This is a genomic window from Desulfitobacterium sp. (genome assembly GCF_982384815.1).
In genome coordinates this window covers 43,082-55,314 of sequence record NZ_CEVWNY010000007.1, presented here as the reverse complement: position 1 = coordinate 55,314, position 12,233 = coordinate 43,082, and the positions used below count along the sequence as shown (strand labels likewise).

Here is a 12,233-nt window from a genome sequence, read left to right as displayed (position 1 = left end):
ACAGCATTTACCAGTGAAAGACATCTCTTGAGGATGTCTTTTTTCATTTTAAGTGCATATAAATGTATAAAATTTCGGTGCAAAGAAGGAGGGCTCAGGGTGCAAGAATATATCCGTAAACGGGTACTCGATATTGGGAATTATATATTGGAATCGAGCGCCACTGTGAGACAGACAGCAGATATCTTCGGTGTTTCCAAATCCACTGTCCATAAGGATGTCACAGAACGCTTACCCCTGATCAATGAAAAGCTGGCGATGGAAGTTAAGCAGATTCTGGAAAGCAATAAAGCAGAACGACATATTCGCGGCGGGGAAGCTACCCGGAAAAAATACCAGGAAAATTAGAGGGAAGGTTTATTTATATCAGTGTTCGGGAACTATATTTCAAGGACTTTGCAGGTGCTTAAGGAACGGTGCAGCGGGTTTAATATTTTTTCTAACAAATAAGGGAAAATTAAAGGAATTAGTATATTTCCATCGAATAAAAGAACGTGGTATATTATGTATAATCTCCCGCAGGGGAGATTGTACTTTTGCGTATGAGGGTAATTTTGATGCCTGGGTAAGAGAAGATTAGGCATGTCGGACAAGCCTGAAGAGTAAGAAAGGGGCACCACTACGAATGTTTGGTATTGACTTAGGAATTGATTTAGGAACAGCCAGTGTTTTAGTTTTTGCTAAAGGAAAAGGAATCGTCCTCCATGAGCCTTCAGTTGTGGCAATAGATAAGAATACCAACAAGCGAATTGCCGTCGGGGAAGATGCACGGATGATGCTGGGAAGAACTCCTGGAAATATTGTTGCTGTTCGTCCCATGCGGGATGGTGTCATTGCCGATTATCAGACTACTGAGCTTATGCTCAAATATTTTTTAGAAAAGGCCGGAGCCAAGCGTTGGCCTTTATTTAAGACCCGGGTAGTTGTTTGTATTCCCTCAGGGGTTACCGAGGTTGAGGAGCGGGCGGTAAAGCAAGCTGCTTATCAGGCTGGGGCCAAGCAGGTTAAGGTGATTGAAGAACCCTATGCGGCTGCTATAGGAGCGGGATTAGATATTTCCGGGCCTACGGGTAATATGATTGTGGATGTTGGTGGCGGTACTTCCGATATTGCCGTTCTCTCCCTTGAAGGAATTGTCACCAAACGCAGTTTGCGTGTGGGTGGAGATAAATTCGATGAAGCGATTATTCGCCATATTCGGCGTGAATATAACCTAATGATCGGTGAGCGGACTGCTGAAGAAGTAAAGATTGCAGTCGGTGCTGCTGTTCCCGAAGGACGCCCCGATTATGCTGAGATCGATGTCCGGGGAAGGGATTTGGTTACAGGTCTACCTAAAACTATCAATGTCAATTCCAAAGAGTGCTATTTAGCTCTTGAAGAAAATATCGAGGCCATTGTGGGGGCTGTGAAGGAAGTTTTAGAGCGGACTCCACCTGAGCTTTCGGCAGATATCCTGAATAAGGGAATTGTGATGACCGGGGGCGGCTCCTTAGTCTATGGCTTTGATACCCGGATTTCACGGGAGACCGGGCTGCCTGTTACCTTAGCCGAAGACCCAATCTCTTGTGTGGCTTTGGGTACAGGTAAAGTTCTGGAAAACAGCTTCTAAATAATAGTGGCTCAATATTGAGACTATCATATGTAGATCTATATCAGGATAAGCTTTAATACAGCCGAGGAAAGGGGCTAATAACCGGGATAGCCGGGCCTGATCCTCGGCTTTCTGCTACTTAGATATCAGGTGTATCCTGTGAATAATTTAATCTTATAAGGAGGTCAAATGAGATCAGATATACTTGGGGTCAAAGTCGACTGTGCTTCCATGGAGGAAACCGTTATAAAAATTCGGGAGGCGATTGATACCCGTCAGACAATCCAAGTGGTAACGGCAAATCCGGAGCTCATCTATGTCACGGGGAAAGATGCCCGGCTTAAGCAACTGATTAATTCAGCCCAGATCGTCACTCCGGATGGGGTAGGAGTTGTTTGGGCTGCGAAACGTTTGGGACACCCGGTTGCTGAGCGGGTTACCGGAGTCGACTTAGTTGAAGCCCTTTTTCCGGTGGCCGCGGCGAAGCAGTGGCGAATTTTCTTTTTAGGCAGTAAACCCGGGGTTGCGGAGTTAGCGGCGCAGAAGGTTGCCGAAAGGTATCCCGGCTTGCAATGGCAAGCTGCTCACGGCTATTTTAATCGGGAGGAAGAGCCGGAGGTGCTTAGGCAGATTCGCGAATTTAAACCGGACCTCCTATTAATCGGTCTAGGGGCTCCTCGCCAGGAATTCTGGATGTTCTCACATTTAGATTTAAGCACCGTCAGTATCGGCGTAGGCGGTAGCTTCGATGCCTTAGCCGGAATCAATAAAAGAGCTCCCGAGTGGATTCAGAATATCCATCTGGAATGGCTGTACCGCTTGCTTAAGCAGCCCTCACGCTTGCAGCGCCAATTGGTCCTCCCCCGCTTCGCTTGGAAGGTGATCCGTTCCGGAAAGGAACAAGCTAGAATTAGAAAATCACGATAAAGTTTCCGCCACCGACTCAAAGCTGTTTCACTATACGTATTATCGAATGGGAGGTTGGAAAATGCCTGAATGGGAATTCAAATGGTCCTGGGGGAAGATTATCCAAGATCCCCAGACCAGAGAGGACTTTTTGCAGGAATCTCAGCCTTTTATTCGTCATGTTTCCATTCAGACGTGTCACCGCACTTTAGAATGGGGAAGAGATGAAGAGTTATCTGAGGCGATAATTGCATTTAATGAAGCCATTGATCATTTCGAAGAGGAGCGAGGCGTTCCTTTTTTAGCCTATGCCCGGCTCCTTATTAAGCGTCGGCTGATAGATTATTACCGCAAGCAGCGTTTGCGGGAGACTTTACCCATGGATCAGGATGAAGTTGGCCAGGCTGTGGAAATCCATGTGGGAATCCACGAATTTCGGGAGCGACAGCAAAACCAAGAGCGGGCTGCGGAGATCCAGGAATTTTCCAAGGCTCTCCAGAAATTTGGTCTGTCTTTCCGGGTTTTGGCTGAAGTATGCCCCAAACATCGGGATACACGGGAAACCTTGCTGGGCGTGGCCTATACCCTTGCCATGTCCCCGGAGTTATGGGCGCAAGTGGAGAGGACAGGAAAACTCCCCATGCAAGCCTTAACTTTAAAAACGAAGGTCCATCCCAAGGTATTGGAGCGGGGGAGAAGGTATATTCTCGCCGTGGCCTTACTGATTGCCAATCAAAATGATTACATCTACTTAAGAGAATATGTACTTCCGAAGGAAAGGGGGGCTGAGGATTGAGTCATGCAAAAGGGGTTGTTTTAGAAAAAAACAACCATAAGATTACAGTACTGACTACTGATGGGGTGTTTCAAACACTTAATTACAGAGGGAATGTGGAGATCGGCGAAGAAATCCAACTTCCTCAACAAAAACAAGTGCCGAGATGGCGCATTGGAGCCAGTATAGCGGCAGTATTTTTATTGGTCTTTATGGGTGTCTTTGGTTGGAATGTTATTCAACCGCGCACTGCCGTGGCCATGATCTCTGTTGATATCAATCCCAGTCTTCAGCTTACTTTGGATCAGAGGGGGAAGGTTCTGGAACTGGAAGCTTTGAATTCTGATGCCGAACAGCTCCTTTTGGGGCTTTCCTTTAAAGGCAGGGCTTGGGAAGAGACGCTTAACGACATCATCAAACGATCAGTAGCTATGCAATTTTTAACCGAGGATCAGGACTGGGTTCTGGTAGGGTATTCCCCTCTAATATCCGGCCAATTGCCTGCAAAAACTATCAACAGCGGAAAAATTACCAAACAGGTTCAGGAAGCCGTCCTGGAGCAAGGCCTGAAGCCTGCGGTAGCTGTCTACCAATTGACTCCTGCGGAAAAGGACCAAGCCCAGGCCACAGGTTTGACCCTTGGGGAATATGCTTTGGTGGATACCGCTCAAAAGGCTGGGTTGACTGTCAAACCGGAAGCTGTTAAGGAAAAACAAGAACGATCCCGGTTACTGGAAACTCAGGAAATCCAAGAGCAAATGAAAAAGGATAAGCGAGTTAAAAAAGTTAATCCTAAAGCAGATAAGGATAAGGGCAGGAATGGCGATGAATATGAACTAATGGGTATGGACCAATATCCGGAGAATAAAAATAATCAGGGTAAAAAGGATAAGCAAAAGCCTGAAAATTCAGAGGGTGATAAAGATAGAGCTAATAATTCCGGCAATGATAAAGGTAATGACAAATCAAAGGACAAAGTGACTGATCAGAAAAAGAAAGATTATAATGAAAACAATAGTAACAGCCGAGATAAAAAACAGGACCGGGAAAATAGTAATAATCAAGAGAAGAAGCCGAAGAATGACAATCAGAACAATGACAATCGGAACAATGACAATCAGAACAATCAAAAGAATAATGGCAATGATTCTAAGAATAGTAGGAGTTCCAAAGAAAAATACAATTGGGATATTCGCAAGGTCTTAAGATTTGACTTCGTGCAAAGAGGATAAGGAGCCGGAGGCTTCTAAGTACAGAAAAAATGCTCTCCCTGGACTAAACAGCTATTCACAAGCTGCCTATCTATAGGGAGAGCTATATCTTTTCTATCAGACAAATTTTATCGTCTTATAAAATTTCCTTATAGAAAGCTGCCGTTTGTCTCAGCATTTCCTTAATGCTAAATTCCTGCCAGTGCTTAGCTCCGGATTCCATATACTTCCTGGCTAGTTCAGGATTGAGAAGGATTTGCCGGCAGGCCTGAGCGATAGCTTCCGGCTTTTGCGGGGGGACAAGGAGTCCATCCTGATTGTGGCGGAGCACTTCGGGAATTCCTCCTACAGCACTGGCGATGACAGGAAGGTGGGCCTGCATGGCCTCTAATAGTACCAGGCCCATTCCTTCACTGATTGAAGGAAGAACAAACAGATCCATGGCGGGAAGGGCTAGGTAAGCTTCAGGAAGAAAACCGGTTAAAGTATGTGGTAGCCCCAGATCCATAGCTTGCTCTTTAAGCTTTGAGTGAAGTGGCCCATCCCCTATGATCAGGATATGGATTTTCGGGAATTGTTGCTGCAGGATGCGACCGGCTTCCAAAAGGGTGTGCAACCCTTTCGTGGGATGCAGCCGGGCGATCGTGCCGATCACCGGAGCGTCTTCAGGGATTTGCCAAGTCTGACGAAAGGCTTGCCGTAATTCTTCTCGTTCTTCAGGTGAATTAAAATAGGGCAGGGACGGAATGCCATTGTAGATGGTGCGAATATTGCGACCACCTCGGTTGGCCACTTCCAGTGCAAGAGCTTCGGAAACCGTGATAACTCCTGCGGTTAAAGGAAGTGTCAAGCGGTCTATGGCCAAGGCCATGTAAGCTGCCTTGGGCGAAAGATAGTCTTGCCGGAGGGAGCTATGGACAGTGCTGACCACAGGCAGTTTTAAATATCTTCCGGCTAGTCTTCCTAACAGATTGGCTCGGGAACCGTGGGTATGAATCAAGGAGAAATTTTCTTTGCGAATATTCCCGATTAACTTGGGTAAAGGGGATAGATCGATAGCATGCTTCATGGGGAAGCGGAGGGTGGGAATTCCCAATTCCTCAGTGAGTTGGGCAAAAGGACCATCGATTAAACAGCCGGAGGTTAGGGAGAAGGTTTCCGATGGAAGTCCTTGAAGCAAACTGAGCACATGATGTTCCGCTCCACCGATTTCTCCACCACCGATTAATTGCAAAATTTTGTAGGTTGGCACGGGAGTTCTTCCCTTCTATTGTAAATTCGGTTATACTATTTATAGGTAAATTATGACCAGGTAATAAAAGCATTAGGGTCAAGATACTTCGCAAATGCTCAGTATGACCGGCTGCATTTCGTTGGAAGAAGTTCTGATAAATTCAAATAGGAGGGTCATCGATAATGCTAGATAGCCAAGAGATTCAAAAGATTCTTCCCCATCGCTATCCCTTTTTACTGGTGGACCGGATTCTCGAATTAGAGGAAGGAAAACGGGCCGTGGGGCTGAAAAATGTTTCCGGCAATGAACCTTTCTTTCAAGGGCATTTTCCCGGTTATCCCGTCATGCCCGGGGTCTTGATCATGGAAGCCCTGGCACAAGTGGGAGCCGTAGTTCTCTTAAAAATGCCGGAATATGCAGGACATGTCGCCCTTTTTGCAGCACTTGAAGAGGTACGATTCCGCAGACAAGTGATCCCCGGGGACCAACTCCGTTTGGAAGTTGAACTCGTTAAACTCAAACGCGGTATTGGTGTGGCCCAGGGCAAAGCCTATGTCGGTGAAGACCTAGCTGCAGAAGGAACCCTGAAGTTTGCGGTAGGTCCCAAATTGGCAGGGTCGTCAATCTAGCATAATTATACCCTACTGAGGGGTTTTAGGATTCCCCATTTTTTGATATTACTGTTAAAAAGGGCTGCTACTATCGACATTAGGTTCGGTGGTAGCAGCTCTTTTCTAGTCTCTCAATCTTTCTTGGTAGTAAAGGCCGAAGCCGCTAAAATAGGAAATATCCAACTGATAATATAGGCGTAGCGGGCCTGTGATTCTGTGATTAAGTAGAATAGGGCAAAGCCGCAAAAAAGGATATATAGAAGGTTTAGCTTATGGTTTTCGCCTGATTCTTTCCGATAAAGCCCAATATAGGTGAGGATTAGGAGTATCAGCCAAAATACCTGGCTAAAGAAAAATCCTTTCTCACTCAGTGAAATCAACATTTTGTTAGAGCCTGCTTCAGCCCAAAAGGCACCGCTAAAATCTCCATCCATCCACTGCATGCTATATTTAACAGTAAAGAATTTAGCCCAGGTTAGGGGAGAGTTTTCTTGAAACCGCTCTTTGATTATTCGTTTGCATTCCGCATTGACTTGGTCATAATCCCCGTTGAACTTGCCAAAAATTGCGGCATCTTCTTCATTCCAGCGTCCATAAGAAGAGATATTGGTACCCTTGAGTATGGAAACCGTAACCGGTTCCGTACCGTGCCACAGTGGATACTGAGTAATCCCCAGCCCCATCACAGTGCTGCTGATCAGAACAAAGGGAATTAGGGAAGAGAGGAGCAGACTTATACTTGCACCTAACTTTGCCCTTAGATTATTTTGATAATAGATCCATCCATACATAAGATAGGCAACGATAACAACGTAGCCCAGGGGCCTAAATAAATGAGCGAGACTTAAGAATAGACCGGAATGGATGAATCCCCATAAGCTCTTCTTTTCTACAGCTTTAAGATAAAAAAGAACGCTAATTAAAAATAGGGGCATCGCGAGGTTTTCCGAAGCAAAGACATTATTGTAATAAATCATGGGCGGATATAACCCTGCTCCGAACATCACCCATAAACTTTTATGTTTATTTTTGAATATTTGTTGGGCTAGGAGATAAATGACAAGGACATTGATCATGGAAAATAAAATATTGATGATCCGAGTCATGGTTAGAGGATCGGAAAAAAGCCCTTGAATTAATCCGAAATACATCACGGTTAAGGACATATGGGGAAAGCGAGCAAAATAGTTGGTCCCCTGAAATAGAGAATAGTCACCTTGAATAAATTGCGATCCTCCTGCAAACATCATCCCGAAATCCGAGACGGGAAGACTATCCAGATTAAAAAACCACATTACTCGTAAGCTCAGACTCACTAAGATAAGGTAACCCAAAAGTATCTTGGGACTAATCTCCCGTTTCATACCGATATACAAGATAAACCCTAAGGCGGTTGCCAAAAGGATTAATCCCCATGAGAAGGGGGTTATGGAATCGGCGACATTTCCATAGGTAAAAGAGATTGTCCCGATGATCATAACAAGAAAAAGTAAGCGCAAAGAGCAATTGATAAAAAATGTAAATTTATTCATTTTGTCCCCTTTTTTATATCTTTTTGTTATAATTATAGTATAAAGAAAACCGTGTGCCCCACACATTGTTTAAAAGGGAGGCTTCACGTTGATTGTAACTGAAACCAAATATCATTCCTCACTGCCCTATTTACTCCTCAAGGAGTTAAGACCGAAACAGTGGACGAAAAACCTACTTGTTTTTGCCGCTTGGCTATTCTCGTATAAAAAATTACCATGGTCAATGTTTTACCAAGCCCTGCTGGGTTTTTTAATTTTTTGCTTCATATCCGGCAGTGTCTATATTCTAAACGATTTTATTGATCAAGAGAAGGATCGCCAGCATCCGGACAAAAAGAATCGTCCTATAGCCTCGGGAAAATTAAATCCTTATCTAGCCCTTTCCTTTGGTGTTTTAATTTTTATGACCGCTGCTTTCCTGTCATTTAATTTAAACATTTATTTTGGAATACTTATCATTGCCTATTTTCTAATAAATATCGCCTATTCCTTCCGGCTCAAACATGTCGTTATTTTAGATGTTATGGTGATTGCCCTGGGCTTTGTGCTGCGGGCGGTGGGGGGAGGACTAATCGTCGGTGTTCCCTTTACACCCTGGTTTTTGCTTTGCATATCCCTTTTGGCTTTATTTCTCGCCTTAGGTAAAAGGAGAAGTGAAACGGTTCTTTTTCAAAACAACATGGGTTCCCAGCGTAAGGTCTTGGAGCATTATTCTCTAGACTTTTTAGATCAACTTATCAGCATTGTAACGACGGCGACCATTTTGTGTTATTCAATATTTACCTTCACCTCGGGCTATTCCATGTATTTAATGATCTCCATTGTCTTCGTTATCTATGGGATATTCAGGTATCTCTATCTGCTTTATATGAAAGATCTGGGAGAAAAGCCTGAGCAGGTTCTTCTCCAGGATAAGCACATCATGGTCACGGTCATCTTATATGCCTTATCAGTTTATCTAACTATTCACTATTTTGATTAGAAAAGGAAGTATTCTATGCAAAACCTGCTTTTAATCTTGGCTTCGGTTTTAACCGGAGCCTGCGGTCAAATCTTCCTCAAAATCGGGGCCCAGGAGATCAATGGATCGACCCTTACGGGAATTTGGAAGTTCATCAATACTCCGATATTCTTAGGGTTCTTCTTCTACGCAACAAGTTCAATCATCTGGATTATAGTTTTGCGTAAGGTTCAACTAAGTTATGCTTATCCCTTCGTCAGCCTAGGGTATGTGGTGGTTTTTATCGCCTCATATTTTCTTTTCCAGGAAGCCATGAGTTTGAACCGGATTATCGGGCTGTTACTCATTCTGTCCGGCATTATTTTTATCTCCCAATCTTAAAAAGGGGTAGGCTCTCTTATAATCTGACAGATACCACAGGTCCGAAAAGAAAAAGAGACAAATTACCCATCCTTAGCTATTGCATATTCTAAGGATGGGGGGAGTTCGATGGGTGTACAGCTTTCAGGTCTAGGGGCCCTTGCGGCTTTACTTTGGGTTATGGTCGGTTATTGGGAGTTGACCGTTCCCGAGGTACTAGGGGAAAGGATTACCGATTGGAAAAGGAAGCATTATAAAACTCAAATTACCGTTAAATTTATTAACGAGGAAACTATTTATAAGCAGGAGCAATTTGCCTTTTCACTGAGACGTTTCCTCCGCGATATGGAACGGGAAATGGGGATTCCTGTCCATTGCGAGATTGAATTATGGGGAGAGGGCGGCCTTTCCGAGGAGGAACTTCGCTATCTCCGATGTCTTAATCGATCCTTTTCCGACTTTACTTGGCGTATTCGTGAGCCGGAGGTTCAAGGAGATTAATGAGGAATCCCCCAACCAAAGTCGGGGGATCAGGGTTCCAGTTAAGAAGTTTCATTTGGGCAAAGTAAGGCGTATGCTCGATGAAGTTTTTGCATCGGGAGTATCTTTTGAATCGCCTTTGGGTTTCTTTTCTTGATCGCAATCTCTATGATGCTTTTTCCCAAAGTCATACTTCCCGTTAGCCAGGTCCTCTTCAACTTTCTTTTGCCGTTCTTTAATTGCTTCTTTGATTTTCTCAGCCTTTTCTTTCTCTAAGATTCCGGCTTCCACTTTCTTATCGATCATTTGCACCTTAAGCTCGACCATTTGTTGATGGAGAGCTTTAATTTCTGCTAACTTAGCAGGATCAGGTGCCGTAGTGGTTGCCCCAAAGGCTGAACCGGCACCAAAGGTGAGGAAGGCAAGAGTCACTAAACTTACTGCCAACTTCTTCAACAATTTACACTCCTCCTTTGTAATGAAACAAGCTTTTTAACTGGAACGAACATAGGTTACCCGGAAAAGTGCAGAAACATAGTGGAAATCTGTGGAAAGGATAATTATCAAATTCTACTATACATTTTTCAATCCTTGCGTCTACTTGCTGAGTGGTGGTATTTGGCTGATGCTGTGAAGTAGGTGGAGAGCCTTGTCCAGTCTGTGTTACCGCTTATGGCCTTGGACTCGACCAAATTTGACAATTCCATTTGGCACAAACTGTTATAGATAAGATATTATCCACAGAGCTACATCATTATTGGATTAAAAGAATAAAAGCCGTAGATTACTACGACTTCGGCCTAGAAAAAAGACTACTAATTTTGATTTCGAGTATCCAAAAGCATTAGATATGCAAAGAATTCAGCTGTTTCTTGATTAACATGATAAGCATCAATACCACGTTCGATCAGCATATCAACTTTTAATTCTTCGCAATTAGAGGTTATTCTATTTAATTTAGGTTCTATAAGTATAATTATTCTTGTACTATCAGGCGCAACTTTTTTCATGAAATTGTAGTAATAATCGCTCTTTTCATTTTTTGATACAGCATATGATATAAAATTTAAATTATCTAAGATAATTTCTATGGAAATATTTTTGTATGCACTAACATAATTGATAGCTGCCATTGTTAGGAAAATCAATTCCGATTCGGATAATTTAGTCTCAACAATATCTAATTTTTGTTGAAACATAGTTATAACATTATTAACTGATTGTAATGGTCGAATTTCATGAAGATATTGATCCTTTAAATATGTTTTATACGTATTATAATCCATAATTACCTCAAACAAATAAGTCGGAAATACTCAATGAGCATCTTCGATATTATTACTCTATTTAAGTTTTAAGTTAAGATTTTTTCCACCATACCAACCTGTTCACACAGCAGCTGGATTTGGTGTTTTTTGATACCACCTTCACCAATGTCGAGGGAGATGTCGGAGCCTTTGAGCGCTTGGAATACGGCCATTCCAAAGGTCATCGTCCCGACCGCCTTAAAGTCATGATTGGTATATTTTAAGCTTTTGAGGTGTCAAACTGGAGATTGACAAGGTTTATATTATCATACTTTGTATATGTAGCAAGTTGGTAATTTATAATATTCTGTCGATCACCTTTATTTTTAATTTGCTGATTTTCCTGAACGTATCCAGAGAAAAAGGTTTTTCGCCAATTTGATAAAATTACTGAGATTCCATTTGGACAAGTTTCTCAGCAAAATGTTCCTCTCCCAAGTTTTGGAGGCCCCTAATTGATCAAGTAACATCTTCTTGTGTTTAGCCATTTATTTAACCCATCATTATAAATTGAATGCGGAGTATATATCTTAGACATGTAAGGTTGGAACTGAATTGTTGATTGATTTTATAGCACAAAAGGGATATAATATGATTAGAATTTTACTACAAGGAGTTGATACCATGCTGATTAAACCGTCCGCAAGCATCAGGCAGAACTATAATGAAATTGCGGCTTTATGCAAATCTTCAGGGGAGCCTGTGTATCTTACCAAAAACGGCGAGGGCGATCTCGTGGTTATGGATATAGAGGCGTTTACCCGCCGCGAAAAAATGCTCAAGCTACGCGAAGAACTGTTGGTCGTTGAGGAAGACCGTCTGGACGGACGCGCTGGAGTGACACCCGATGAACTGGACAGCTATCTGGACAGCATTATTGACGAGGTGGAACATGGGAAAAAAGTGTCAATATAAGGTGATTGTCTCCTACCGTGCCCGTCAGATGCTGGCGGGCCATGTTCGGTTTTTAGCACAAAAAAGTCCATCGGCCGCCCGAAGAGCAAAGAATGAATTGATGGATGCGATTCGTTCCCTTTCCACCATGCCGGAGCTATTTCCATTTCTCAATGCGGAATTTATACCGTTGAACAAATATCACAAGATGTATGTTGAGAAATGGTACTTGATTCTGTATCAGATCAAGGATCAGACGGTGTACGTTGATTATATAGTGGATTGCAGGCAGGATTATGGATGGTTGGTACATTAGAGAATAAAGTGGATGGTAGAATAATGTAATTAAACCGTTTACAGGGAGCGTA

Annotated in this window: 15 protein-coding genes and 1 pseudogene; 12 read left to right on the top strand and 4 right to left on the bottom strand. The window is 43.1% G+C overall.

Features of this window, described 5'->3' with window-relative positions; translation table 11 throughout:
* Positions 1–99: 99 nt before the first annotated feature.
* From spoIIID to AC1U9U_RS02590, 5 genes are all read left to right on the top strand, one after another.
* A complete protein-coding gene (gene spoIIID, locus AC1U9U_RS02610; protein ID WP_479958997.1) occupies positions 100–348 on the top strand; it encodes a sporulation transcriptional regulator SpoIIID in 249 nt (82 codons plus the stop codon).
* A gap of 277 nt (positions 349–625) precedes the next feature.
* The gene (gene mreB / locus AC1U9U_RS02605; RefSeq protein ID WP_479958996.1) at positions 626–1,612 is read left to right on the top strand and encodes a rod shape-determining protein MreB; all 987 of its coding nucleotides are present in this window, start codon (positions 626–628) and stop codon (positions 1,610–1,612) included.
* A gap of 171 nt (positions 1,613–1,783) precedes the next feature.
* A complete protein-coding gene (locus AC1U9U_RS02600; RefSeq protein ID WP_479958995.1) occupies positions 1,784–2,521 on the top strand; it encodes a WecB/TagA/CpsF family glycosyltransferase in 738 nt (245 codons plus the stop codon).
* 61 nt (positions 2,522–2,582) lie between these two features.
* Positions 2,583–3,296, top strand: a complete 714-nt coding sequence (sigI, locus tag AC1U9U_RS02595) for an RNA polymerase sigma factor SigI (RefSeq protein WP_479958994.1) — start codon at positions 2,583–2,585, stop codon at positions 3,294–3,296.
* Positions 3,293–4,507: an anti-sigma factor domain-containing protein gene (locus AC1U9U_RS02590; protein WP_479958993.1), complete on the top strand. Its 1,215-nt coding sequence runs from the start codon at positions 3,293–3,295 to the stop codon at positions 4,505–4,507. Before sigI ends, AC1U9U_RS02590 begins: the two co-directional genes overlap by 4 nt.
* 115 nt (positions 4,508–4,622) lie before the next feature.
* Here the strand turns inward: AC1U9U_RS02590 and AC1U9U_RS02585 are convergent, their stop codons facing one another.
* Positions 4,623–5,738 (bottom strand): glycosyltransferase, encoded by a 1,116-nt coding sequence (locus AC1U9U_RS02585; RefSeq protein WP_479958992.1) that lies wholly within the window; start codon positions 5,736–5,738, stop codon positions 4,623–4,625.
* A gap of 164 nt (positions 5,739–5,902) precedes the next feature.
* Between AC1U9U_RS02585 and fabZ the strand changes: the two genes are divergently transcribed.
* Positions 5,903–6,349 (top strand): 3-hydroxyacyl-ACP dehydratase FabZ, encoded by a 447-nt coding sequence (fabZ, locus tag AC1U9U_RS02580; protein ID WP_479958991.1) that lies wholly within the window; start codon positions 5,903–5,905, stop codon positions 6,347–6,349.
* Between the two features lie 113 nt (positions 6,350–6,462).
* On the opposite strand, the gene AC1U9U_RS02575 is transcribed toward fabZ, so the two are convergent.
* A complete protein-coding gene (locus tag AC1U9U_RS02575) occupies positions 6,463–7,863 on the bottom strand; it encodes a glycosyltransferase family 39 protein (RefSeq protein ID WP_479958990.1) in 1,401 nt (466 codons plus the stop codon).
* Between the two features lie 88 nt (positions 7,864–7,951).
* On the opposite strand from AC1U9U_RS02575, the gene AC1U9U_RS02570 reads away from it, so the two are divergent.
* The 3 genes from AC1U9U_RS02570 to AC1U9U_RS02560 all read left to right on the top strand — a co-directional run bounded on the left by AC1U9U_RS02570 (position 7,952) and on the right by AC1U9U_RS02560 (position 9,685).
* Positions 7,952–8,845, top strand: a complete 894-nt coding sequence (locus AC1U9U_RS02570) for a decaprenyl-phosphate phosphoribosyltransferase (RefSeq protein WP_479958989.1) — start codon at positions 7,952–7,954, stop codon at positions 8,843–8,845.
* Positions 8,846–8,860: 15 nt separating this feature from the next.
* A complete protein-coding gene (locus AC1U9U_RS02565) occupies positions 8,861–9,205 on the top strand; it encodes a DMT family transporter (protein ID WP_479958988.1) in 345 nt (114 codons plus the stop codon).
* A gap of 108 nt (positions 9,206–9,313) precedes the next feature.
* Positions 9,314–9,685 carry a hypothetical protein gene (locus AC1U9U_RS02560; RefSeq protein WP_479958987.1) on the top strand — a complete coding sequence of 124 codons (372 nt, stop codon included), beginning with the start codon at positions 9,314–9,316 and terminating at the stop codon, positions 9,683–9,685.
* A 51-nt stretch (positions 9,686–9,736) separates the two neighbouring features.
* On the opposite strand, the gene AC1U9U_RS02555 is transcribed toward AC1U9U_RS02560, so the two are convergent.
* Both AC1U9U_RS02555 and AC1U9U_RS02550 read right to left on the bottom strand, forming a co-directional pair.
* The gene (locus tag AC1U9U_RS02555) at positions 9,737–10,123 is read right to left on the bottom strand and encodes a DUF2680 domain-containing protein (RefSeq protein WP_479958986.1); all 387 of its coding nucleotides are present in this window, start codon (positions 10,121–10,123) and stop codon (positions 9,737–9,739) included.
* Between the two features lie 356 nt (positions 10,124–10,479).
* Positions 10,480–10,965, bottom strand: coding sequence for a hypothetical protein (locus AC1U9U_RS02550; protein ID WP_479958985.1), 486 nt, complete (start codon positions 10,963–10,965; stop codon positions 10,480–10,482).
* 65 nt (positions 10,966–11,030) lie between these two features.
* Here AC1U9U_RS02550 and AC1U9U_RS02545 point away from each other — a divergent pair.
* From AC1U9U_RS02545 to AC1U9U_RS02535, 3 genes and pseudogenes are all read left to right on the top strand, one after another.
* Positions 11,031–11,189 (top strand): annotated as a pseudogene (locus tag AC1U9U_RS02545) (IS1634 family transposase); the annotation flags it as partial.
* 406 nt (positions 11,190–11,595) lie between these two features.
* Complete coding sequence (locus AC1U9U_RS02540; RefSeq protein WP_479958984.1) at positions 11,596–11,886, top strand: type II toxin-antitoxin system Phd/YefM family antitoxin; 291 nt, start codon at positions 11,596–11,598, stop codon at positions 11,884–11,886.
* Positions 11,864–12,181, top strand: a complete 318-nt coding sequence (locus tag AC1U9U_RS02535; protein ID WP_479958983.1) for a type II toxin-antitoxin system RelE/ParE family toxin — start codon at positions 11,864–11,866, stop codon at positions 12,179–12,181. Before AC1U9U_RS02540 ends, AC1U9U_RS02535 begins: the two co-directional genes overlap by 23 nt.
* Positions 12,182–12,233: the final 52 nt, after the last annotated feature.

Bases quoted from the DNA above. Each gene is read 5' to 3' on its own strand.
- mreB (WP_479958996.1), top strand. From the start codon at position 626: ATGTTTGGTATTGACTTAGGAATTGATTTAGGAACAGCCAGTGTTTTA.
- AC1U9U_RS02600 (WP_479958995.1), top strand. From the start codon at position 1,784: ATGAGATCAGATATACTTGGGGTCAAAGTCGACTGTGCTTCCATGGAG.
- sigI (WP_479958994.1), top strand. From the start codon at position 2,583: ATGCCTGAATGGGAATTCAAATGGTCCTGGGGGAAGATTATCCAAGAT.
- fabZ (WP_479958991.1), top strand. From the start codon at position 5,903: ATGCTAGATAGCCAAGAGATTCAAAAGATTCTTCCCCATCGCTATCCC.
- AC1U9U_RS02575 (WP_479958990.1), bottom strand. From the start codon at position 7,863: ATGAATAAATTTACATTTTTTATCAATTGCTCTTTGCGCTTACTTTTT.
- AC1U9U_RS02565 (WP_479958988.1), top strand. From the start codon at position 8,861: ATGCAAAACCTGCTTTTAATCTTGGCTTCGGTTTTAACCGGAGCCTGC.
- AC1U9U_RS02560 (WP_479958987.1), top strand. From the start codon at position 9,314: ATGGGTGTACAGCTTTCAGGTCTAGGGGCCCTTGCGGCTTTACTTTGG.
- AC1U9U_RS02540 (WP_479958984.1), top strand. From the start codon at position 11,596: ATGCTGATTAAACCGTCCGCAAGCATCAGGCAGAACTATAATGAAATT.
- AC1U9U_RS02535 (WP_479958983.1), top strand. From the start codon at position 11,864: ATGGGAAAAAAGTGTCAATATAAGGTGATTGTCTCCTACCGTGCCCGT.